We start from the raw sequence: 26,055 nt of genomic DNA on the forward strand, positions 1-26,055 counted from the left end.
CGTTGAGGAACTGAATTCAGATGACTGACGAGAACAAGCTCCGGGACTACCTCAAGCGTGCCACCGTCGACCTGCGCCACGCGCGTCAGCGGCTGCGGGAGGTCGAGAGCAGGAACCACGAGCCGATCGCGATCGTCGCGATGAGCTGCCGCTTCCCCGGCGGGGTGCGGTCGCCGGAGGACCTGTGGCAGCTGGTCGCGGACGGCGGCGACGCGATCTCCGGCTTCCCCACCGACCGCGGCTGGGACCTGGACGCGCTCTACCACCCGGACCCCGGAAACCCGGGCACCAGCTACACCCGCGAGGGCGGGTTCCTGCACGACGCCGCCGAGTTCGACGCCGCGTTCTTCGGCATCGGCCCGCGTGAGGCGCTGGCGATGGACCCGCAGCAGCGGCTGCTGCTGGAGGCGTCCTGGGAGGTGGTCGAGCGGGCCGGCCTCGACCCGCGCTCCCTGCGCGGCAGCGACACCGGCGTCTTCGCCGGGGTGATGTACCACGACTACGTCTCCCGGCTGCCGCAGCTTCCCGAGGGCGTCGAGGGCTACGTGAGCACCGGCAACTCGGGGAGCGTGGTCTCCGGCCGGATCGCCTACACGCTGGGCCTCGAAGGCCCGGCGGTGACGATCGACACCGCCTGCTCCTCCTCGCTGGTCGCCCTGCACCTCGCCGTCCAGGCGCTGCGCAACGGCGAGTGCTCGCTGGCGCTGGCCGGCGGCGTCACCGTGATGGCGGGCCCGGCCACGTTCACCGAGTTCAGCCGCCAGCGGGGCCTGTCGCCCGACGGCCGCTGCCGGGCGTTCTCCGCCTCGGCGGACGGCACCGGCTGGGGCGAGGGCGTCGGCGTGCTGCTGGTGGAACGGCTCTCCGACGCCCGGCGCCACGGGCACCCGGTGCTGGCGGTGGTGCGCGGCTCGGCGGTGAACCAGGACGGCGCCTCCAACGGCCTGACGGCGCCGAACGGGCCGTCCCAGCAGCGCGTCATCCGGCAGGCGCTGGCCAACGCCCGGCTCTCGCCCGCCGAGGTGGACGCGGTGGAGGCGCACGGCACCGGCACCGCGCTGGGCGATCCGATCGAGGCGCAGGCCCTGCTGGCCACCTACGGCCAGGACCGCGAACGGCCCCTGTGGCTCGGCTCGGTCAAGTCGAACCTCGGTCACACCCAGGCGGCGGCCGGCGTCGCCGGTGTGATCAAGATGGTGCAGGCGATCCGGCACGGCGTCCTGCCGCCCACCCTGCACGTGACGCAGCCCTCGCCGCACGTGGACTGGTCGGCCGGCGCGGTGTCGCTGCTGACCGAGGCGACCGACTGGCCCGGGACGGGCGCGCCCCGGCGGGCCGGGGTCTCGGCCTTCGGCGTCAGCGGCACCAACGCGCACCTCGTCCTGGAGGAGCCGCAGCCGGACGCCGAGGACGCCCCGGCCGAGGAGGGCGGGGCGCCGGCCCCGGCCGAGGCGCCGCCGCTGATCCCCTGGGTCCTGTCCGGCAAGGACCAGGCCGCCCTGGTCGCCCAGGCCGGGCGGCTGCGCGCGCACCTCGCCGCGGACCCGGGCCCCGGCACCCTCGACGTCGCCCTCTCCCTGGCCACCACCCGCTCCGCCTTCGAACACCGCGCCGTGCTGCTCGCCGCCGACCGGGCCGGACTGGACGGTGCGCTCGCCGCGCTGGCCGACGGCTCGCCCGAACCGGACCTGGTGCGCGGCGTCGCCGAGGACGTCCGCCAGGTGGCGCTGGTCTTCCCCGGACAGGGCTCGCAGTGGGTCGGCATGGCCGTCGAACTGCTCGACGCCTCCGCGGTGTTCCGCGAGCGCATCGGCCGGTGCGAGGCGGCCCTCGCCCCCTACGTGGACTGGTCGCTGACGGCCGTGCTGCGCGGCGAGGAGGGCGCGCCCGGGCTGGAGCGGGTCGACGTCGTGCAGCCGGTGCTGTTCGCCGTGATGGTCTCGCTGGCCGAGCTCTGGCGCTCCTACGGGGTGAGCCCGGAGGCCGTGGCCGGACACAGCCAGGGCGAGATCGCTGCCGCCTGCGTGGTGGGCGCGCTCTCCCTGGAGGACGCCGCCAAGGTGGTGGCGCTGCGCAGCCGCGCGCTGACCGCGCTGGCCGGCCTGGGCGGCATGATGTCCGTCGGCCTGCCGCTGGAGCAGCTGACCCCGCGTCTCGCGCCCTGGGGCGAGCGGCTGGCGGTGGCCGCCGTCAACAGCCCCTCGTCCATCGTCCTGTCCGGCGACCCGCAGGCCCTGGCCGACCTGCGCGACAGCCTGCTCGCCGACGACGTCCGGGCCCGGATGATCGCCGTGGACTACGCCTCGCACTCCGCGCAGGTCGAGGCGGTGCGCGAGCGGGTGCTGAGCGAGCTCGCGGACATCACGCCGCGCTCCTGCGACGTGCCGTTCTACTCCACCGTGACCGGCGGGGTGCTGGACACCGCCGAACTGGACGCCGACTACTGGTACCGCAGCCTGCGCCGGACCGTGCGGTTCGAGGAGGTCACCCGCGCGCTGGTGGCGCACGGCCACGGCGCGCTGATCGAGGTCAGCGCCCACCCGGTCCTGACGATCGGCATGCAGGAGACGATCGACGCCCTGGGCAGCGACGCCGTGGCCCTGGGCACGCTGCGCCGGGGCGAGGGCGGCCCGGCCCGGATGCTGCGCGCCGTCGCCGAGGCCCACGCGCACGGCGCCGCCGTCGACTGGACCGCCGTCCTCGCCGGCACCGGCGCCCGCACCGTCCCGCTGCCCACCTACGCCTTCCAGCACCAGCGGTACTGGCTGGACGCCCCGCACGCCGCCGGGGACGCCGCCGGCCTCGGCCTCGGCGCGGCGGACCACCCGCTGCTGGGCGCCGTCGTCACCCTGGCGGACTCCGACGGCCTGCTGCTCACCGGCCGGCTCTCCGCGCACACCCACCCCTGGCTCGCCGACCACGTGGTGCTGGGCTCGGTCCTGCTGCCGGGCACCGCGTTCGTCGAACTCGCGATCCGGGCCGGCGACCAGGTCGGCTGCGGCCTGCTGGAGGAACTCACCCTGGAGGCGCCGTTCCTGCTGCCCGAGCGCGGCGCCGTGGTGGTGCAGGTCTCGGTCGGCCACCCGGACGACGCCGGCCGGCGCTCCTTCGGCCTGTACTCGCGCCCCGAGGACGCCCCCGCCGAGGAGGAGTGGACCCGCCACGGCACCGGACTGCTGGGCACCGGCCCCGCCACCGGGGGCGAGGACCTCACCCTCTGGCCGCCCGCCGACGCCACCGCCGTCGACCTCACCGGCTTCTACGACCGCCTCGCCGAGCGCTCCTTCGGCTACGGCCCGGTCTTCCAGGGCCTGCGGGCCGCCTGGCGGCGCGGCGACGAGGTCTACGCCACCGTCGCGCTGCCCGCCGAGGCGCAGGCGGAGGCGGGCCGCTTCGGCCTGCACCCGGCGCTGCTGGACGCGGCGCTGCACGCCGTCGGGTTCGGCCCGCTCGGCGACATGGGGACCGGACGGCTGGCGTTCTCCTGGGAGGGCGTGCGCCTGCACGCCACCGGAGCCGCCGAACTGCGGGTGCGGCTGGCCCCCGCCGGCCCCGACGCCGTGTCCGTGACCGTCGCCGACGGCACGGGCCGGGCGGTCGCCGGGGTCGGCACGCTGTCCTTCCGCGCCGTCGGCGAGGAGCAGCTGCGCCAGGCCCGCGGCGGCCACCACGACGCGCTGCACCGGGTGGACTGGACGGCGCTGCCCGTGCCGGCCACCGCACCGGACACGCCCTGGGCGGTGCTCGGCGACGACGCCTCGCCGGCCGTGCGGGCGCTGCTGGACGGCCCCCGGCCCCCGGCGCACCACCCCGGCCCGGGGGAGCTCGCCGAGGCGGTCGCGGCGGGCGCGCCGCTGCCCGAGGCGGTCGTGGCCGTCCTGCCCACGGGCGGGACCGGGCCGGAGGCCGTCCGGGCGACGGCGCGCGACACCCTCGCGCTGCTGCGCGACTTCCTGGCCGAGGAGCGCCTCGCCGCCTCCCGGCTGGTGCTGCTCACCAGCGGCGCGGTGGCCACCGCGGCCGGGGCCGACACCCCGGGCCTGGACCACGCGCCGGTCTGGGGCCTGGTCCGCTCGGCGCAGTCCGAGCACGCCGACCGGCTGGTCCTGGCGGACCTCGACGACCACCCCGACTCCTACCGGCTGCTGCCCGCCGCGATCGCCACCGGCGAACCCCAACTCGCCCTGCGCGCCGGAGCGGCGAGCGTCCCGCGGCTCGCCCGCGTGCCGCTGCGCACGGAGCCGGAGGCCGCCGGGGAGCGCACCGCGGCGACCCCGCTCGACCCGAACGGCACCGCCCTGATCACCGGCGGCACCGGCGCCCTGGGCGGGCTGCTCGCCGAACAGCTCGTCACCGAGCACGGCATCCGCCACCTGGTGCTGACCGGCCGCCGCGGGCCCGCCGCCGAGGGCGCGGCCGAACTGCGCGAGCGGCTCTCGGCCCTGGGCGCGAGCGTCACCCTCGCCGCCTGCGACGCGGCGGACCGCGAGGCGCTGGCCGACCTGCTCGCCGGCATCCCCGAGGACCGGCCGCTGACCGCCGTCTTCCACGCGGCCGCCGTGGTCGCGGGCGGCCTGGTCGACGCGCTGACCGCCGACGAGCTCGACCAGGTCCTGCGCCCCAAGGTCGACGCGGCGCTCAACCTGCACCACCTCACCCGGGACGCCGACCTGGCGGCGTTCGTCCTCTTCTCCTCCTTCGCCGGCACGCTCGGCGGCGCCGGCCAGGGCGCCTACGCGGCCGGCAACGCCTTCCTGGACGCCCTGGCGCAGCACCGCGCGGCCCACGGGCTCGTGGCCTCCTCGCTGGCCTGGGGCGTCTGGGAGGAGCGCGGCGCGCAGACCGCGCTGGCCGACGGCGACCTCCGGCGGATGGTCCGCGCGGGCCTGGTGCCGCTCTCCGCCGACGAAGGACTCCGCCTCCTGGACGTCGCCCGCACCCTCGACGAGCCGGTGCTCGCGCCGGTGCGGCTGGACCTCGCGGCGATCCGCGCCCAGGCCGCGGGCGGCACCGTGCCCGCCCTGCTGCGCGGCCTGATCCGGACGCCCGTGCGGCGGACCGCCGGGGCGGCGGCCGGGGAGGCCTCCGCCGAACTGCGGCGGCTGGCGGCGCTCGCACCGGCCGACCGCCGGGAGGCGCTGCTCGGACTGGTCCGCGCCCAGGCCGCGGCCGTGCTCGGCCACAGCACCGCCGAACTGGTGGACCCCGGCCGGGCCTTCCGCGAGCTGGGCTTCGACTCCCTCGCCGCGCTGGAACTGCGCAACCGCCTGATCGCCGCGACCGGCGTCCGGCTGCCGGTCACCACCGTCTTCGACCACCCGACCCCCGCCGCACTGGCCGGCCACCTGCTGGAGGAGGTCTCCGGCGGGGACGAGCACCCGGCCACCGGCGCCCCGGAGCGCGACGGCCGCCCCGGCGACGACACCGAGCCGATCGCCGTCGTCGCGATGAGCTGCCGCTTCCCCGGCGGGGTCACCGGCCCCGAGGAGCTGTGGCGGCTGGTGGCCGAGGGGACCGACGCCATCACCGGCCTCCCGGTGAACCGCGGCTGGGACCTCGAAGGACTCTACGACCCGGACCCCGACGCCCCGGGCCGCTGCTACGCCCGCGAGGGCGGCTTCCTGCACGACGCCGACGCCTTCGACCCGGAGTTCTTCGGGATCTCGCCGCGCGAGGCGCTGGCGATGGACCCGCAGCAGCGCCTGCTGCTGGAGACCACCTGGGAGGCGTTCGAGCGCGCCGGGATCGACCCGGCCGCGCTGCGCGGCAGCCGGACCGGCGTCTTCACCGGCACCAACGGCCAGGACTACGCGGCCGGGCTGCGCGACTCGGGCGCGGAGGGGCTTGAAGGACACCTGCTCACCGGCAACTCCGCGGCGGTCGTCTCCGGCCGTCTCGCCTACACCTTCGGCCTGGAGGGGCCGGCGGTGACGGTGGACACGGCGTGCTCGTCCTCGCTGGTGGCCCTGCACCTGGCGGCGCAGGCGCTGCGCGCCGGTGAGTGCTCGCTGGCCCTGGCCGGCGGCGTCACCGTGATGTCGACCCCGGGCGCGCTCATCGCCTTCAGCCGTCAGCGCGGCCTGTCCGAGGACGGACGCTGCCGGGCGTTCGCGGCGGGCGCCGACGGCACCGGCCTCGCGGAGGGCGTGGGCATGCTGCTCGTCGAGCGCCTGTCGGACGCCGAGCGCCTCGGACACCCGGTGCTGGCCGTGGTGCGGGGCAGCGCGGTGAACCAGGACGGCGCCTCCAACGGCCTGACGGCGCCCAACGGCCCCGCGCAGCAGCGGGTGATCCGCCAGGCGCTGGCGAACGCCGGGCTGTCGGCGACGGACGTGGACGCGGTGGAGGCGCACGGCACCGGCACCACGCTGGGCGACCCGATCGAGGCGCAGGCCCTGCTCAAGGCCTACGGGCAGGGGCGCGCCGAGGGCAGCCCGCTTCGGCTCGGGACGGTGAAGTCGAACATCGGTCACACCCAGGCTGCGGCGGGTGTCGCGGGCGTGATCAAGATGGTGATGGCGATGCGGCACGGCGTGCTGCCGCCCACCCTGCACGCGGACGAGCCGACCCCGCACGTGGACTGGTCGGCGGGCGCGGTGGAGCTGCTGACGGAGGCCGTCGACTGGCCGCAGGGCGACCGCCCGCGCCGGGCCGGCGTGTCGTCCTTCGGCGTCAGCGGCACCAACGCCCATGTCATCCTCGAACAGGCTCCCGGCCGTCCGGCGGACCGGCCGCGACCGGCCGACCCGGCCACGGCCCCGGCCGTCCTGCCGTGGGTGCTCTCCGCGAAGGACCCGCAGGCCCTGCGCGACCAGGCGGCGCGCCTGCTCGCGCACGTCCGGGAGCACGCGGAGCTGGACGCGGTGGACGTCGCCCACTCCCTGGTCACCTCGCGGGCCGCGCTGTCCCGGCGTGCCGTCGTGGTCGGCACGGACCGGGAGGAACTCCTCGACGGACTGGCCGCGTTGGCGCGCGGCGAGACGTCGGGCGGCACGGTCGTGGACGGCGGGTCGGCGTTCCTGTTCTCGGGGCAGGGGAGTCAGCGGCTGGGGATGGGGCGTGAGCTGTGCGCGTCGTTCCCGGTGTTCGCGGAGGCGTTCGACGAGGTCTGCGCCGCCGTGGACGTTCACCTCGAACGGCCGTTGCGGGAGGTGGTGTTCGGCGAGGACGCGGAGGTCCTGAACCGGACGGAGTTCACCCAGCCGGCGCTGTTCGCGGTGGAGGTGGCGTTGTTCCGGTTGGTGGAGTCGTGGGGGGTGCGGGCGGACTTCCTGGCCGGGCACTCGATCGGTGAGCTGGCCGCCGCGCACGTCGCGGGCGTCTTCTCGCTGGCCGACGCCGCCGAACTGGTGGTGGCCCGTGGCCGGTTGATGCAGGAACTGCCGTCCGGTGGGGCGATGGTGGCGGTGCAGGCCTCGGAGGACGAGGTCGCTCCGCTGCTCGCCGGTCGCGAGGACAGCGTGGGTATCGCGGCCGTCAACGGCCCGTCCTCGGTGGTGCTTTCGGGCGGCGAGGACGCCGTCGCGGAGGTCGTCGCACTCCTGGAGGGCCGCCGGACGAAGCGGCTCACGGTCTCGCACGCGTTCCACTCGCCCCTGATGGAGCCGATGCTCGCGGCCTTCCGCGAGGTCGCCGCACGCGTCACCTTCGGCGCTCCGGATCGTCCGATCGTCTCCACCCTCACCGGACAGCCGGTCTCGGCGGACGAGTTGGCCGACCCCGACTACTGGGTGCGCCACGTCCGCCACGCCGTCCGCTTCGCCGACGCCCTCGACACCCTCGCGGCCAACGGCGCGACAGCATTCCTGGAGATCGGCCCCGGCGGCCTGACCCCGATGGTGAAGGAAACCCTGCCGGACGCCCTCGCTGTCCCCGCCCTGCGGGCCGACCGCCCCGAACCTGCCGCCTTCACCACTGCCCTCGCCCACCTCCACACCCACGGCACCGCCCTCGACTGGACGGCCGTCTTCGCCGGAACCGGTGCCCGCCGCGTCGACCTGCCCACCTACGCCTTCCAGCGTGCGTCGTACTGGCTCAAGGCCGCCGCGCCGAAGGCCGACGGAGCGGTCGCCGCGGACCCGGCCGACGCGGGCTTCTGGGAGGTCGTCGAGCGCGCGGACCTGGCCTCGCTGTCCGAGCAGCTGGAGGTGGACGGGGAGACGCCGCTCAGCTCGGTGCTCCCGGCACTCGCCGACTGGCGTCGACGCCGGCGCGAGCACTCGGTGGTGGACCGCTGGCGCTACCAGGTCCAGTGGAAGCCGCTGGCCGCGCGCGGCGACGCCGAACTGACGGGCAGCTGGCTGCTCGTGCTCCCGGCCGGTTCCCAGGACCACCCGACCGCGGTGGCGGTGCGGACGGCGCTCGGCGCGCACGGCGCCGCCGTCGTCGAGGTGTCCGTGACGGGCGACGACGACCGCGCGGTGCTGGCCGGACGGCTGGCGGAGGCGACCGGCGACGACCGGCCGGCGGGCGTGCTCTCGCTGCTCGCCCTCGACGGGGACCGTCACCCGGCCCACCCCTCGCTGTCCCTGGGACTGGCGCTGACCACCCTGCTGGTCCAGGCCCTCGGCGACGCCGGAGTGGACGCGCCGCTGTGGTGCGCCACCCGGGGCGCGGTGGCGGTCGGCCGTTCGGACGGCGCCGGGGATCCGTCCCAGGCGATGGTCTGGGGCCTGGGCCGCTCCGTGGCGCTGGAGCACCCGCAGCGCTGGGGCGGACTGGTCGACCTCCCGGAGACGCTGGACGACCGCTCGGCGCGCCGCCTCGCCGCCGTGCTCGCCGGCGGGAGCGAGGAGGACCAGCTCGCCGTCCGCTCCTCCGGCACCTTCGTGCGCCGCCTGCACCGCGCCGCCTCCGGCGCCGCGGGCACCGGCGCAGCCGACCGGGGCTGGCGCCCCCGGGGCACGGTGCTCATCACCGGCGGACTCGGTGCGCTGGGCACCCAGGTGGCCCGGCACCTCGCGCAGCGCGGCGCCGAGCACCTGGTGCTGACCGGCCGGAGGGGGAGCTCCACCGCCGGGGCGGCCGAACTCGCCGCCGAGATCGAGGCGTTGGGCGTACGCGTGACCATCGCGGCCTGCGACGTGTCGGACCGCGACGCGGTGGCCCGGCTGCTCGCCGACCTCCCCGGGGCCGACCGGCCGACCGCCGTCGTGCACGCCGCGGGCATGCCCCAGTTCGCCCCGGTGGAGGGGACCGCGCTCGCCGACCTCGCCGAGGTGGTGGCGGCCAAGGTGGCCGGGGCCGCCCACCTGGACGAGCTCCTGGGCGACCACCCGTTGGACGCGTTCGTGCTCTTCTCCTCCGTCGCCGGAGTGTGGGGCAGCGGGAGCCAGGCCGGCTACGCCGCCGCCAACGCCTTCCTGGACGCCCTGGCGCAGCGGCGCCGGGCCCGGGGCCTGGCCGCGACCGCGGTCGCCTGGGGCCCGTGGGCCGAGGGCGGCATGGTGGACGGCGAGGAGGCGGAGGCCCACCTGCGCCGCCGCGGCCTGCCCGCGATGGCGCCGCAGCCCGCGATCGCGGCGCTCCAGCGGGCCCTGGACCAGGACGAGACGGCGGTCGTGGTGGCCGATGTGCGCTGGGAGCGCTTCGTCCCCGCCTTCACCGTCACCCGCCCCAGCCCGCTCTTCGGGGAACTCCCGGAGGTGCGGGAGGCGCTGTCCGGCGCCGAGGACGCGCAGTCCGGTGGCGGACTTCCCTCCCTTGCCGCCGAGTTGGCCGCTCTGCCGGGCGCCGAGCGCGACCGCGTCCTGCTCGACCTGGTCCGCACCGAGGTGGCCGGGGCGCTCGGCCACCCGGGCCCCGAGGCGGTCGCGCCCGAGCGGGCGTTCAAGGACCTGGGCTTCGACTCGCTCACCGGCGTCGAACTGCGCAACCGGCTGAACACCGTGACGGGGCTGCGGCTGCCGACCACCCTGGTCTTCGACCACCCCAACGCGACGGACCTCGCGGCCTTCCTGGCCGTCGAACTGTCCGGCCCGCAGGGGGGAGCCGCCGCGACGGCCGCGACGGCGGCGACCGGGACCGCGACCGGGAACGACGAACCGATCGCGATCGTGGCGATGGGCTGCCGCTTCCCCGGCGGCGTGCGGTCCCCGGAGGACCTGTGGCAGCTGCTGGTGGACGAGGCGGACGCGGTCGGCCCGTTCCCGGCCGACCGGGGCTGGGACATCGAGGCCCTGTACGACCCGGACCCGGAGCGGACCGGCACCAGCTACGTCAACCAGGGCGGCTTCCTGCACGACGCCGGCGCCTTCGACGCACGGTTCTTCGGGATCTCGCCGCGCGAGGCGCTGGCCATGGACCCGCAGCAGCGGATCCTGCTGGAGGTGGCCTGGGAGACCCTGGAGCGGGCACGGCTCGACCCCGCCTCGGTGCGCGGCAGCCTGACCGGCGTCTTCGTCGGCTCCGGCTACCAGGGCTACGGCGCCGGGCTGTCCGAGCTGCCCGAGGGGGTGGAGGGGCACCTCCTCACCGGCAGCTCCTCCTCCGTCATGTCCGGCCGGATCGCCTACGCGCTGGGGCTCGAAGGCCCGGCGGTGACGGTGGACACGGCCTGCTCGTCCTCGCTGGTCGCGCTGCACCTGGCGACCCAGGCGCTGCGCTCGGGCGAGTGCTCGCTGGCCCTGGTCGGCGGCGCGGCGGTGATGTCCAGCCCCAACGCCTTCGTCGAGTTCAGCCGCCAGCGCGGCCTGGCCGTCGACGGGCGCTGCAAGCCGTTCGCGGCCGCCGCCGACGGCACCGGCTGGGGCGAGGGCGTGGGCATGCTGCTGGTGGAGCGGCTGTCGGACGCCGAGCGCCACGGGCACCCGGTGCTGGCGGTGGTGCGCGGCAGCGCCGTCAACCAGGACGGCGCGTCGAACGGTCTGACGGCGCCCAACGGCCCTGCCCAGCAGCGCGTGATCCAGCAGGCCCTGGCCAACGCCCGCCTCTCCACCGCCGACATCGACGCGGTGGAGGCGCACGGCACCGGCACCGCGCTCGGCGACCCGATCGAGGCACAGGCCCTGCTGGCCACCTACGGCCAGGACCGGCCCGGGGACCGGCCGCTCTGGCTCGGCTCGATCAAGTCCAACATCGGCCACACCCAGGCCGCCTCGGGCGTCGCCAGTGTGATCAAGACCGTGCTCGCGATCCGGCACGGGTCGCTGCCGCGCACCCTGCACGTGGACGAGCCGACGCCGCACGTCGACTGGTCGACCGGTGCGGTGCGGCTGCTGACCGAGCCGGTGGCGTGGCCGGCGGGCGACCGCCCGCGCCGTGCCGCCGTCTCCTCCTTCGGCGTCAGCGGCACCAACGCCCACACCATCATCGAGCAGGCGCCCGCCGAGGCCGCCGCCGTGCCGGCCCCGGCCGTCCCGGAGGCGCCGCGAAGCCTGCCCTGGGTGCTGTCGGCGAAGGACGAGCCGGCCCTGCGCGAGCAGGCGAACCGGCTGCTCGACGCCCTGGACGCCGGCCCCGAGGCCGCCCCGGCCGACCTCGCCCTCTCCTTGGCGGTCTCACGGACCGCGCTGGACCACCGGGCCGTCGTCGTGGGCCGCGACCGGGCCGACCTCGCCGCCGCTCTCGGCGCGCTGGGCCGGGGCGAGTCGGCGGCCGGACTGGTGCGAGGGGTCGCCGCGTCGTCCCGCGGACGGCTGGCCCTGCTCTTCTCGGGGCAGGGGAGTCAGCGGCTGGGGATGGGGCGTGAGCTGTGCGCGTCGTTCCCGGTGTTCGCGGAGGCGTTCGACGAGGTCTGCGCGCATCTGGACGTGCACTTGGAGCGGCCGTTGCGGGAGGTGGTGTTCGGCGAGGACGCGGAGGTCCTGAACCGGACGGAGTTCACCCAGCCGGCGCTGTTCGCCATCGAGGTGGCGTTGTTCCGGCTGGTGGAGTCGTGGGGGATTCGTCCCGCCTTCCTGGCCGGGCACTCGATCGGCGAGTTCGCCGCCGCGCACGTCGCCGGGGTGCTGTCGCTCGAAGACGCGGCCGAACTGGTCGCCGTGCGAGGCCGGTTGATGCAGGAGCTGCCGTCCGGTGGGGCGATGGTGGCGGTGCAGGCCTCGGAGGACGAGGTCGCGCCGCTGCTGGTCGGCCGTGAGGACAGCGTGGGTATCGCGGCGGTCAACGGCCCCTCCTCGGTGGTGCTTTCGGGCGAAGAGGACGCCGTCGAGGAGGTCGTCGCACTCCTGGAGGGCCGTCGCACCAAGCGGCTCACGGTCTCCCACGCCTTCCACTCGCCGCTGATGGAGCCGATGCTCGCCGCCTTCCGCGCGGTGGCCGAGCGCGTCGCCTTCGCCGCGCCCACCCTGCCCATCGTCTCCACCCTCACCGGACAGCTCCTCACCGCCGACGAGCTCGCCGACCCCGACTACTGGGTGCGCCACGTGCGCCACGCCGTCCGCTTCGCCGACGCCGTCGAATCGCTGGCGGCGCAGGGGGTGACGGTCTTCCTGGAGATCGGCCCCGGCGGCCTGACCCCGATGGTCCAGGAGACCCTGCCCGACACCGCCGCCGTCCCCGCCCTGCGCGCCGACCGCCCCGAGGACGCGGCGCTGACCACCGCCCTCGCCGAGCTGCACGTGCGGGGCGTCTCCCCGGTGTGGGACGCGGTCCTCGCCGGAACCGGCGGGCGGCGGGTCGACCTGCCCACCTACGCCTTCCAGCAGCAGCAGTACTGGCTGCGGAGCACGCCGGAGCGGTCCGTCCCGGCGGCGCCCGTCGACGCGGCGGAGGCCGAGTTCTGGGACACCGTGGAGCGCGGGGAGTCCCAGGCACTGGCCGAGCGGCTCGGTCTCGACGCCGACGCGCCGCTCGACTCGGTGTTCGCCGCGCTGTCGTCCTGGCGTCGCGAGACCAGGACCCGCAACACCGTCGACAGCTGGCGCTACCAGGCCACCTGGAAGCCGTGCACCGACCTCCCGTCCGGCCCGCTGGCCGGCGGCTGGCTGGTCGTCGCGGCCGACGAGGAAGCGGCGGACGCCTGCGCCCGGGTGCTGCGGGAGCGGGGCGCCGAGCCGTCGACGCTGATCGTGGCCGACGCCGGCACCGACCGGCCGATGCTCGCCAAGCTGCTGCGCGAGACCCTGCCGCAGGACACCCCGACGGTCGGGGTGCTGTCCCTGCTGGCGCTGGACGAGCGCGCGCACCCGGTCCACCCGGCGCTGCCCCTCGGCCTCACGGCGACCGTCACCCTGGTGCAGGCCCTGGGGGACGCCGAGCTGGACGCCCCGCTGTGGTGCGTCACCCGGGCCGCCGTCTCGGTCGGCCGCTCCAACCCCGTCGAGCAGCCGCTCCAGGGGCTGGTGTGGGGGCTGGGCCGTGCCGTCGCGCTGGAACACCCCGACCGCTGGGGCGGGTTGGTCGACCTCCCGCCGTCCTCCGGTCAGGACGCCCGCACCCTGGGCCGGCTGGCCGACGTACTGGGCGGCGCCGGGGACGAGGACCAGCTGGCGGTGCGCGGATCCGGGGTGTTCGTCCGGCGGCTGACGCGGGCGGCACGGAGCACCCCCGGGCGCGAGTGGCGTCCGCGCGGCACCGTGCTGATCACCGGTGGCACCGGTTCGCTCGGCGGTCACGCGGCCCGCTGGCTGGCGCGCAGCGGTGCCGAGCACCTGGTGCTGACCAGCCGGCGCGGCGCGGCGGCCGAGGGTGCGGACGAACTGCGCCGTGAGCTGGAGGAGCTGGGGGCCGAGGTCACCATCGCGGGCTGCGACGTGGCCGACCGCGAGGCACTGGCGGGGCTGCTGGACTCCCTGCCGGCCCAGCACCCGCTGACCGCGGTGGTGCACGCCGCCGGCCTCCCGCAGTTCACCACCGTCATGGAGACCGGCCTGGGCGAGCTGGCGGACGTGGTCGCGGCCAAGGTGGCGGGCGCCGTGCACCTGGACGAGCTGCTGGAGGAACGGGACCTGGACGCCTTCGTGCTCTTCTCCTCGGTCTCCGGGGTCTGGGGCAGTGGCAGTCAGGCGGCCTACTCGGCCGGCAACGCCTTCCTGGACGCCCTGGCGCAGCGGCGCCGGGCCCGGGGCCTGGCCGCGACCGCGGTCGCCTGGGGTCCCTGGGGCGAGGGCGGCATGGCGGCCGAGGACGGCGCGGCGGAGCACCTGCGCCGCCGCGGCCTGCCGCAGCTGGCCCCCGCGCTGGCCGTCAGCGCGCTCCAGGACGCCCTGGACCGGGACGACACCGCGGTGGTGGTGGCGGACGTCGACTGGTCGCGGTTCGCGCCGTCCTTCACCGTCGGCCGGGTGAGCCCGCTGCTCGGTGACCTGCCGGAGGTCCGGGCGGCCCTGGCGGGGGCCACCGGCGCCGACGCGGCCGCCGACGGCGGGGCGTCGGAGCTCACCCGCCGCCTCGCGGAGCTGCCGCCGGAGGGCCGGCACGCGCTGCTGCTCGACCTCGTGCAGACGGAGGCCGCGGCCGTGCTCGGCTACGGCGGGGGCGAGTCGATCGAGCCGGACCGGGCGTTCCGGGAGCTGGGCTTCGACTCGCTCACCGCGGTCGAGCTGCGCAACCGGATCGCCACGGCGACGGGGCTGCGGCTGCCGACCACGATGGTGTTCGACCACCCCACCCCCGGCGCGCTCACCGACCACCTGTGCGCGGAACTCGTCCCGGCCGCCGGCGGGGACGCGGGCACCGGCGACGTCCCGGACGCCCGGCTGCGGCAGGCCCTGGCGACCGTCCCGCTGTCCCGCCTGCGGGAGGCCGGGCTGCTGGAGGCCCTGCTGCGGCTGGCGGAGCCCGGCGCGGGGGAACCGGCCCCGGACGACCCCGGCACGGCGGAGTCCATCGAGACGATGGGCATCGACGATCTTGTCGAACTTGCGCTCGGCGACAGCGATTTCTGAAACGGCCCTGAGTACGGAGCGGATGATGACCACCTCGAACGACAAGATCGTTCAAGCACTGCGGGCCTCCCTTCAGGAGACCGAGCGGCTGCGTCGGCAGAACCGGAAGCTGGTGGAGGACGCCGCGGAGCCCCTCGCGATCGTGGCGATGAGCTGCCGCTTCCCGGGCGGCGTCGCGTCGCCCGAGGACCTGTGGCGCCTGGTCGCCGAGGGCGGCGACGCGATCGGCGGCTTCCCCGCCGACCGCGGCTGGGACCTGGAGGCGCTCTACGACCCCGACCCGGACCACGCCGGCACCTGCTACGTCCGCCAGGGCGGATTCCTGCACGACGTCGCCGAGTTCGACGCCGGGTTCTTCGGGATCTCGCCGCGCGAGGCGCTGATGATGGACCCGCAGCAGCGGCTGCTGCTGGAGGCCACCTGGGAGGTCTTCGAGCGGGCCGGCCTCGACCCGGCCTCGCTGCGCGGCACCCGGACGGGCGTCTACGCCGGGACCAACGGGCAGGACTACGCGCGCCTCTCCAACTCCCCGGAGGACTTCGACGGCTACCTCGGCACCGGCAACGCCGCCGCCGTGGTGTCGGGCCGGATCGCCTACACCTTCGGCCTGGAGGGGCCGGCGGTGACGGTGGACACCGCGTGCTCGTCCTCGCTGGTCGCCCTGCACCTGGCGGCGCAGGCGCTGCGGCGCGAGGAGTGCGCGCTGGCCCTGGTGAGCGGCGTGACGGTGATGTCGACGCCCGGCGCGTTCATGGAGTTCAGCCGCCAGCGCGGACTGGCGGCCGACGGCCGCTGCAAGCCCTTCTCCGCCGCCGCCGACGGCACCGGCTGGGCCGAGGGCGTGGGCATGCTGCTGGTGGAGCGGCTCTCCGATGCGCGTCGCCACGGTCACCCGGTGCTGGCCGTGGTGCGCGGCAGCGCGGTCAACCAGGACGGCGCGTCCAACGGCCTGACCGCGCCGAGCGGTCCCGCGCAGCAGCGGGTGATCCGCCAGGCGCTCGCGGACGCGGGGCTGTCCGCGGCCGAGGTGGACGCGGTGGAGGCGCACGGGACCGGCACCTCGCTGGGCGACCCGATCGAGGCGCAGGCCCTGCTGGCGACCTACGGCCAGGACCGGCCCGAGGACCGCCCGCTCTGGCTGGGGGCGCTGAAGTCGAACATCGGGCACACCCAGGCCGCGGCGGGTGTCGCGGGTGTGATCAAGATGGTGATGGCGATGCGGCACGGCGTGTTGCCGCGCACCCTGCACGTGGACGAACCCTCGCCGCACGTCGACTGGTCGGCGGGCGCGGTGCGGCTGCTCACCGAACCGGTGGCCTGGCCGGAGCGGGACCGGCTCCGGCGGGTGGGCGTGTCCTCGTTCGGCGTCAGCGGCACCAACGCGCACGTCATCCTCGAAGCGGTGCCCGCCGAGGAGCCTGCGGAGGAGCGGACGGACGGCCCGGCGGGTGGGCCGCCGCAGGTCCCGGTGACGCTGTGGCCGCTGTCGGCCCGGGACGGGCAGGCGCTGCGCGGGCAGGCCCGGCGGCTGCTGGCCCACCTGGCGGAGCGTCCGGGGGTCGACCCCGCCGACCTCGGCCGCTCACTGGCCACCTCGCGTGCCGCGCTGCCCCACCGGGCCGTGGTCCTCGGGGCCGACCGGGACGGGCTGCTGCGCGGGCTGGAGGCCCTCGCGAGGGACGGTGCCGATGCCGGGCTGGTCCAGGGCGTCGCGGGACGGAAGAACAAGCTCGCGTTCCTGTTCTCGGGGCAGGGGAGCCAGCGGCTGGGGATGGGGCGTGAGCTGTGCGCGTCGTTCCCGGTGTTCGCGGAGGCGTTCGACGAGGTCTGCGCGCATCTGGACGTGCACTTGGAGCGGCCGTTGCGGGAGGTGGTGTTCGGCGAGGACGCGGAGCTGCTGGCGCGCACGGAGTTCACTCAACCCGCGTTGTTCGCGGTCGAGGTGGCGTTGTTCCGGTTGGTGGAATCGTGGGGGGTGCGGACGGACTTCCTGGCCGGGCACTCGATCGGCGAGTTCGCCGCCGCGCACGTCGCCGGGGTGCTGTCGCTCGAAGACGCGGCCGAACTGGTCGCCGTGCGCGGCCGGTTGATGCAGGAGCTGCCGCCTGGTGGGGTGATGGTGGCGGTGCAGGCCTCGGAGGACGAGGTCGCTCCGCTGCTGGTCGGCCGTGAAGACAGCGTGGGTATCGCGGCGGTCAACGGCCCGTCCTCGGTGGTGCTTTCGGGATCGGAGGACGCCGTCGAGGAGGTCGTCGCACTCCTGGAGGGCCGTCGCATCAAGCGGCTCACCGTCTCCCACGCCTTCCACTCGCCGCTGATGGAGCCCATGCTCGCGGCCTTCCGCGCGGTGGCCGAGCGCGTCACCTTCGCCGCGCCCACCCTGCCCATCGTCTCCACCCTGACCGGACAGCTCCTCACCGCCGACGAGCTCGCCGACCCCGACTACTGGGTGCGCCACGTGCGCCACGCCGTCCGCTTCGCCGACGCCGTCGACACGCTCGCGGCCAACGGCGCGACGGCGTTCCTGGAGATCGGCCCGGGCGGACTGACCCCGATGGTCCAGGAGACCCTGCCCGACACCGCCGCCGTCCCCGCCCTGCGCGCCGACCGCACCGAACCCGAGTCCTTCACCACCGCCCTCGCCCGCCTCCACACCCACGGCACCGCCCTCGACTGGGACGCCGTCTTCGCCGGAGCCGGCGGACGGCGCGTCGACCTCCCCACCTACGCCTTCCAGCGCCGCCGCTACTGGCTGGAGTCCTCCGCCTTCTCGGCCGCTCCGGCGGACCCGGTCGAGGCGGGCTTCTGGGAGACCGTGGAGCAGCAGGACCTGGCCGCGTTCGCCGACCGCATCCAGGTGCCCGAGGACGCCCCGCTGGCCTCCGTCCTGCCGGCGCTCTCCACCTGGCGGCGCACGCACCGGGAGCAGTCCACGGTGGACGGCTGGCGCTACCGGATCACCTGGAAGCCCGCACCCGATCTCAGGGAGGCCGCCCCGGGCGGGCGCCGCCTCGTCCTGCTGCCCGCCGGACCGGACGAGGACGGCTGGGGCGCGGCCGTCGTCGGCGCCCTGCGCGCGCACGGCGAGGAGGTCGTCCCCGTCACCGTGGACACCGCCGCCGGCCGCGAGGCCGTCGCCGAGCAGCTGCGCGGGGTGCTCGCCGACCTCGGCCCGGAGCAGGGCGCCCCCGAGGACGGCGTCACCGGAGTGCTCTCCCTGCTCGCGGTCGACGAGCGGGCGCACCCCGTGCACCCCGTGCTGCCGGCGGGCCTGGCCGCCACCCTCGCCCTGGTCCAGGCGCTGGGCGACCTCGGCCTCGACGCCCCGCTCTGGTGCGCCACCCGGGGAGCGGTCTCGATCGGCTCCTCCGACCCGGTCCGCAGCGCCCGGCAGGCGCAGGTCTGGGCGCTGGGCCGGACGGCGGCGCTGGAGCACGGCCGCCGCTGGGGCGGGCTGGTGGACCTCCCGGAGACGCTGGACGAGCGGGCCGCCCGCCGCTTGGCGGCCGTGCTGACCGGCGCGGGCGCCGAGGACCAGCTCGCGGTGCGCGGCTCGGGCGTCTACGTCCGCAGGCTGACGCGCGCGCCGCAGGGCGCGGTCACGGCGGGCGCCGCCCGGCGGCCGCACGGGACCGTGCTGATCACGGGCGGTACGGGCGCGCTGGGCGGCCATGTCGCACGCCGGCTGGCGCGCGAGGGCGCCGAGCACCTGGTGCTGGCCGGTCGGCGCGGCCTCGCGGCCGACGGCGCGGCCGAACTCCGCGACGAACTGGTGGCCCTGGGGGCCGAGGTGACCGTCGCCGCGTGCGACGTGGCCGACCGGGAGGCGCTGGCGCGGCTGCTCGACGGCCTGCCGGCCGAGTACCCGCTGACCGCCGTGGTGCACGCCGCCGGTGTGGGCACACCCGGCCTGCTGGCCGAGACCACGCCGGAGGAGTTCGCCCGGGTGGTGGCCGCGAAGGCCGAGGGCGCCCGGCACCTGGACGAACTGCTGGGCGACCGGGCGCTGGACGCGTTCGTGTTGTTCTCCTCGATCTCCGGCGTCTGGGGCGCCGGCGGCCAGGCCGCCTACGCGGTGGCCAATGCCGCGCTCGACACCCTGGCCGAGCGGCGCCGGGCCCGCGGCCTGGCCGCGACCGCCGTGGCCTGGGGGCCCTGGGCGGGAGGCGGCATGGTCGAGGACGGTGACGCCGAGGACCGGCTGCGGCGCCGTGGACTGGCCGCGCTCGCACCGGAGTTGGCGGTCTCCGCGCTGTGCGGCGCGCTGGACCGCGAGGAGACCGCCGTCACCGTGGCGGACGTGGACTGGTCGCGGTTCGCGCCGTCCTTCACCCTGGTGCGTCCCAGCCCGCTGATCGCCGACCTGCCGGAGGTCCGGTCCGCGCAGGCGGCCGGCGCCGACGGTCCGGAGCCGGCCGCCGACGCACCGGTGCCCGCGTTCGTCCGCCGGGTGACCGGGCTCGCGGAGGCCGAGCAGCTGCGCGCGGTGCTGGACCTGGTCCGGGCGGAGGCGGCCGCGGTGCTCGGCCACGGGGGAGCGGAGCAGGTCGCCGCCGACCGGGCCTTCCGGGAGCTGGGCTTCGACTCGCTGACCGCCGTCGAGCTGCGCAACCGGCTGGCTGCGGCGACCGGTGTGCGACTGCCGGCCACCCTGGTCTTCGACCACCCGTCGCCCGCCGTGCTGGCCGCCCACCTGCGCGGGCAGCTGACCGGCGCCGAGGAGACGGCCGCGCCCACCGCCGCCGCCACGGCCGCGCGCCGCGACGACGAGCCGATCGCCATCGTCGCGATGAGCTGCCGCTACCCGGGTGAGGTCCGTTCGCCCGAGGAGCTGTGGCGGCTGGTGGCCGAGGGGCGCGACGCGGTGGCCGGGTTCCCCGCGGACCGGGGCTGGGACCTGGAGGCGCTCTACGACCCCGACCCGGACCGGCCGGGCACCAGCTACGCCACGGACGGCGGATTCCTCTACGACGTCGCCGACTTCGACCCGGCCTTCTTCGGCATCTCGCCGCGCGAGGCGCTCGCCATGGACCCGCAGCAGCGGCTGCTGCTCGAACTGACCTGGGAGGCCTTCGAGCGGGCCGGGATCGATCCGGCCGCGATGCGCGGCAGCCGGACCGGCGTCTTCATGGGCTCCGGCTACCAGGACTACGCCTCCCGCCTGTTGAGCGTGCCGCAGGACCTGGAGGGCTACATCGGCACCGGCAGTTCGGCGAGCGTGGTGTCGGGCCGGATCGCCTACACCTTCGGCCTGGAGGGGCCGACGCTGACGGTGGACACCGCGTGCTCGTCCTCGCTGGTCGCGCTGCACCTGGCCGCGCAGGCGCTGCGGCGGGGCGAGTGCTCGCTCGCGCTCGCGGGCGGGGTGACCGTGATGTCCAGCCCCAACGCCTTCATCGAGTTCAGCCGCCAGCGCGGCCTGGCGCCCGACGGCCGTTGCAAGCCCTTCGCGGCCGCCGCCGACGGTACCGGCTGGGGCGAGGGGGCGGGCATGCTGCTGGTGGAGCGGCTCTCGGACGCCGAGCGCAACGGTCACCGGGTGCTGGCGGTGGTGCGGGGCAGCGCGGTGAACCAGGACGGCGCCTCCAACGGCTTGACGGCGCCCAACGGCCCTGCCCAGCAGCGGGTGATCCGCCAGGCCCTGGCGGACGCGGGGCTCTCCCCGGCGGACGTCGACGTGGTCGAGGCGCACGGCACCGGGACGACGCTCGGCGACCCGATCGAGGCACAGGCGCTGCTGGCCACCTACGGGCAGGACCGTGAACGACCGCTCCGGCTGGGGTCGTTGAAGTCCAACATCGGTCACACCCAGGCCGCCGCCGGGGTCGGCGGCATCATCAAGATGGTGCAGGCGCTCCGGCACGAGGTCCTGCCCAGGACGCTGCACGTGGACGAGCCCACCCCGCACGTGGACTGGTCGGCGGGCGCCGTGGAACTGCTGACCGAGGCCGCCGACTGGCCGCGGAACGACCGGCCGCGCCGGGCGGGCATCTCGTCCTTCGGGGTGAGCGGCACCAACGCCCACGTGATCATCGAGCAGGCGCCCGCCCCGGCCGGTCCGGCCCCGGTCCCGGCGGCCCCGGCCACGGCGGACGGGGCCGAACTCCCGTGGGTGCTCTCCGGCGCCACCGCGGAGGCCCTGCGCGGACAGGCCGAGCGCCTCCACGCCCACCTGGCCGAGCGGCCGCAGCTGGGCGCGGCGGACGTCGGCCTGACCCTGGCCACCTCGCGCGCCGCCCTGGAGCACCGCGCGCTGGTGGTGGCCCCGGACCGGGCCGGCCGGATGGCGGGCCTGCGCGCCCTGGCGGACGGTGAGCCGGACCGCTCGGTGGTCCTCGGCACCGCTTCGGCGGGCGCCGGGCCGGCGTTCCTGTTCTCGGGGCAGGGGAGCCAGCGGGTGGGGATGGGGCGTGAGCTCTGCGCGTCGTTCCCGGTGTTCGCCGAGGCGTTCGACGAGGTCTGCTCGTACCTCGACGTCCACCTCGAACGGCCTTTGCGGGAGGTGGTGTTCGGCGAGGACGCGGAGCTGCTGGGCCGCACGGAGTTCACCCAGCCGGCGTTGTTCGCGGTCGAGGTGGCGTTGTTCCGGCTGGTGGAGTCGTGGGGGGTCCGTCCCGCCGTCCTGGCCGGGCACTCGATCGGCGAGTACGCCGCCGCGCACGTCGCCGGGGTGCTGTCCTTGCAAGACGCCGCCGAACTGACGGCGGCGCGCGGCCGGTTGATGCAGGAGCTGCCCCCGAACGGGGTGATGGTGGCGGTGCAGGCCCCGGAGGACGAGGTCGCGCCGTTGCTCGCCGGTCGCGAGGAGAACGTGGGTATCGCGGCGGTCAACGGCCCGTTCTCGGCGGTGCTTTCGGGATCGGAGGACGCCGTCGAGGAGGTCGTCGCGCTCCTGGAGGGCCGTCGCAGCAAGCGGCTCACGGTGTCCCACGCGTTCCACTCGCCGTTGATGGAGCCGATGCTCGCGGGCTTCCGGGAGGTCGTGGAGCGCGTCACCCTCGGCGCGCCCACCCTGCCGATCGTCTCCACGCTCACCGGGCGGCCGGTCACGGCCGAGGAGGTGGCCGACCCCGACTACTGGGTGCGCCACGTGCGCCACGCGGTCCGCTTCGCCGACGCCGTCGAGACGCTGGCGGCGCAGGGCGTGACGGCGTTCCTGGAGGTCGGCCCCGGCGGCCTGACCCCGATGGTGCAGGAGGCCCTGCCCGAGGCCGTCGCCGTCCCGCTCCTGCGCGCGGACCGACCGGAGGCCGAATCCTTCACCACCGCCCTCGCCCGGCTGCACGCCCACGGCACCGCCCTCGACTGGGATGCCGTGTTCGCCGGCACCGGCGCCCGCCGCGTCGACCTGCCCACCTACGCCTTCCAGCGCCGCCGCTACTGGCTGGACACCCGGCCCGCGCCCGGCGACCTGACCGGCGCGGGCCTGCGGTCGGCCGGCCACCCCCTGCTGGGCGCCGCGGTCGCGTTCGCCGGTGGTGAGGGTGCGTTGCTGACGGGGCGGTTGTCGCTTGCGGCTCAGCCCTGGTTGGCGGAGCACGTGGTGGCGGGTGCGGTGCTGGTGCCGGGGACGGCGTTGGTGGATCTGGTGCTGCGGGCCGGTGACGAGGTGGGGTGCGAGCTCCTGGAGGAGCTGACGCTCCAGGCGCCGTTGGTGCTGCCCGAGCAGGGCGCGGTGCAGGTCCAGATCACGGTGAGCGCCGCCGACGGAACCGGCCGCCGCACGGTCCAGGTGCACTCCCGGCCGGACGGCGCCCAGGAGGGCGGCGAGGACTGGACCTCGCACGCCACCGGCGCCCTGGTCACCGCCGGGCCGGCGTCCGACGAGGAACTGTCGCCCTGGCCGCCCCTCGCGGCCGAGGCCGTGGCGACCGAGGGCTACTACGAGCGGCTGACGGAGCTGGGATTCGGCTACGGCCCGGTGTTCCAGGGGCTGCGCGGGGTGTGGCGGCGTGGTGAGGAGGTGTTCGCCGAGGTGGCGCTGCCGGAGGGCACCGAGGTCGACGGGTTCGGTGTCCACCCGGCGCTGCTGGACGCGGCCCTGCACGCGGTGGGCCTGGGCGGGCTGCTGCCCGACACCGGACAGGGGCGGATCCCGTTCTCCTGGAGCGGCGTGCGCCTCGCGGCGACCGGCGCGGGCGCGCTGCGCGTGCGACTGGCCCCGGCCGGAGCGGACGCCGTCTCGCTGCTGGCCGCCGACGCCACCGGCCGGCCCGTCGCCACCGTCGACTCCCTGGTCCTGCGCCCCGTCGCCGCCGACGGGTTCGCCCGGGCACGCCGCGCCGAGCAGCAGGACGGGCTCTACCGGATCACCTGGCCGACGGTCGCCCTGCCAGCCGCGCCGGGCGCCGACGCGGAGCACGCCGACTGGGCCCTGCTCGACCACGCCGCTCCCGAGGACCCGAACGGGAGCCTCGCGACCGCGCTGGCCGCCGAACTCGCGGCGGCCGACGCCCGGCTCACGGTCCACCCCGGCCTCACCGCGCTCACCACCGCCCTGGACGACGGCGCCACGCCCCCGCACCTGGTGCTCGCCACCGTCACCCCCGGCGGGGAGGACGCCGCCGACGTCCACCGGACGACCCGTGAGGTCCTCGGCCTGGTCACGGCCTGGCTGGCCGAGGAGCGCACGGCGCGGTCCCGGCTGGTCCTGCTCACCCGCGGCGCGGTCGCCCCGGAGGCCGGCGAGTCGGTGGCCGACCCGGCCCAGGCCGCCGCCTGGGGCCTGGTGCGCTCCGCCCAGTCCGAGAACCCGGACCGGATCCTGCTGGTCGACCTGGACGGCCACCCGGACTCGGTGCGCGCCCTGACGGCCGTGCCGGCCGCCGGTGAGCCGCAGCTCGCGCTGCGCCGGGGGGCCGCCCACGCCCCCCGGCTGGCCCGTACGGAGCCCGGCGCGGCCCTGCACCCCGCCCCCGGTGCGTCCGGCTGGCGGCTGACCACCGACGGCACGGGCACCCTGGACGGCCTCGCGCTGACCGAGAACCCGGCCGCCACGGCCCCGCTGGGCGAGGGGCAGGTCCGGATCGCCGTCCGGGCCGCCGGGGTGAACTTCCGCGACGCGCTCATCGCCCTGGGCATGTACCCGGGGGCGGCCTCGCTGGGCAGCGAGGCCGCCGGCGTCGTCGTCGAGACCGGGCCCGGGGTCACCGGCACGGCCGTCGGGGACCGCGTCTTCGGCATGGTCCCCGAGGCCTTCGGGCCGCTCGCGGTCGCCGACCACCGCATGGTGGCCCGCATGCCGCGCGGCTGGACCTTCGCCCAGGCCGCGTCCGCGCCGATCGCCTACCTCACCGCCTACTACGCCCTGGTCGACCTGGCCGGCCTGCGCCCGGGCCAGTCGCTGCTGGTGCACTCGGCGGCGGGCGGCGTCGGCATGGCGGCCACCCAGCTGGCCCGCCACCTCGGCGCCGAGGTCTACGGCACCGCGAGCCCCGGCAAGTGGGCGGCGCTGCGGGCCGACGGCCTGGACGAGGCGCACCTCGCCTCCTCCCGCACGCTCGACTTCGCGCCGCACTTCCTGGCCGCGACCGGCGGGCGCGGGGTGGACGTCGTCCTGAACTCGCTGGCCGGCGAGTACGTCGACGCCTCGCTGCGGGTGCTCGCCGACGGCGGGCACTTCCTGGAGATGGGCAAGACCGACGTCCGTGACGCCGCTGCGGTCGCCGCGGCCCACCCGGGCGCGTCCTACCGGGCGTTCGACACGATCGAGGCCGGACCGGACCGGATCGGCGCCATGCTCCGCGCCCTGGTGGAGCTGTTCGAGCGGGGCGTGCTGCGGCCGCTGCCCGTCACCGGCTGGGACGTGCGGCAGGCGCCGGACGCGCTGCGCCACCTCAGCCAGGCCCGGCACACCGGCAAGCTGGTGCTCACCGTGCCCGCCCCGCTCGACCCGCGGGGCACGGTGCTGATCACCGGAGCCACCGGCGCCCTCGGCGGCGTGGTCGCCCGGCACCTGGTGACCGAGCACGGCGTCCGGCGGCTGCTGCTGACCGGCCGGCGTGGTCCCGCGGCCGAGGGCGCCCGCGAACTGCGCGACGAACTGGTGGAGCTGGGGGCGGAGGTGACCCTGGCGGCCTGCGACGCCGCCGACCGGGAGGCCGTCGCCGCGCTGCTGGCGGCCGTCCCGGCCGAGCACCCGCTGACCGCCGTGATCCACGCGGCGGGGGTGCTGGACGACGGCACGGTGACCTCGCTGACGCCCGGGCGGCTGGCGGCGGTGCTGCGCCCGAAGGTGGACGCGGCCCTGGTGCTGGACGAGCTCACCCGCGATCTCGACCTGTCGGCCTTCGTGCTGTTCTCCTCGGTCGCCGCCACCCTCGGCAGCGCCGGGCAGGGCAACTACGCGGCGGCCAACGCCTTCCTCGACGCGCTGGCCCTGCGCCGCCGGGCGTCCGGTCTGCCCGCGACCGCGCTGGCCTGGGGCCCCTGGGCCGAGGGCGGGATGGCGGCCGGGATGGACGCGTCCGGCCGCGACCGGATGGCGCGATCGGGGCTGGTCCCGTTCCGGGCGAAGGAGGGCCTGGCGCTCTTCGACACCGCCCGCTCGGGGGAGAACGCCCTGGCGGTGCCGGTGCGCTTCGACTCCGCGGCCGACCGGAGCGCCGCCGCGGCGGCCGTCCCGGCGATCCTGCGGGCCCTGGTCCGCACGCCCGCCCGGCGCACGGCCGAGGCCGCGACGGGCGGCGCGGACACCCTCCGGCACCGGCTGGACGGTCTGCCGCAGGACGAGCAGACCCGGCTGCTGCTGGACGTCGTGCGCACGCACGTGGCGGCGGTGCTGGGGCTCGGCGGACCGCAGGACGTCGAGCGGGGCCGCGAGTTCAAGGCCCTGGGCTTCGACTCGCTGACCGCCGTGGAACTGCGCAACCGGCTCGGTGCCGCCACCGGGCTGCGGTTGCCCGCGACGCTGGTGTTCGACTTCCCGAACCCCCTCGCGCTCGCGGAGCGGATCCGGACCGGCCTCGCGCCGGAGCAGGTGGAGCCGGCGGTGGCGGTGTTCGGCGAGATCGACCGGCTGGAGGCGGTCCTCGCGGCGATCGGAGCGGACGACGAACTCGTCCGCTCCGGGGTCCGCACCCGGCTGCAGGCGGTGCTCGCGGGGCTGGCCGGCACCCCGGCGGACGAGACGGACGGCGCGGACGCGGACGCCTCGGACGAGCGGCTCCGGAGCGCGACCGTCGACGACATCTTCGAGCTGATCGACCAGGAGCTCGACGCCTCCTGA

At 76.5% G+C, this 26,055-nt stretch carries 2 protein-coding genes; both read left to right on the forward strand.

Annotated elements, in window-relative coordinates; all coding sequences use genetic code 11:
- Positions 1-14: 14 nt before the first annotated feature.
- A complete protein-coding gene (locus tag ACFXAM_RS19305; protein WP_380292727.1) occupies positions 15-14,828 on the forward strand; it encodes a type I polyketide synthase in 14,814 nt (4,937 codons plus the stop codon).
- Positions 14,803-26,055: a type I polyketide synthase gene (locus ACFXAM_RS19310; RefSeq protein WP_380292725.1), complete on the forward strand. Its 11,253-nt coding sequence runs from the start codon at positions 14,803-14,805 to the stop codon at positions 26,053-26,055. The genes ACFXAM_RS19305 and ACFXAM_RS19310 overlap by 26 nt, the downstream gene beginning before the upstream one ends.

Origin of the sequence: Kitasatospora sp. NPDC059462, from assembly GCF_042749955.1 — a bacterium.
Classification (GTDB): Bacteria; Actinomycetota; Actinomycetes; order Streptomycetales; family Streptomycetaceae; genus Kitasatospora.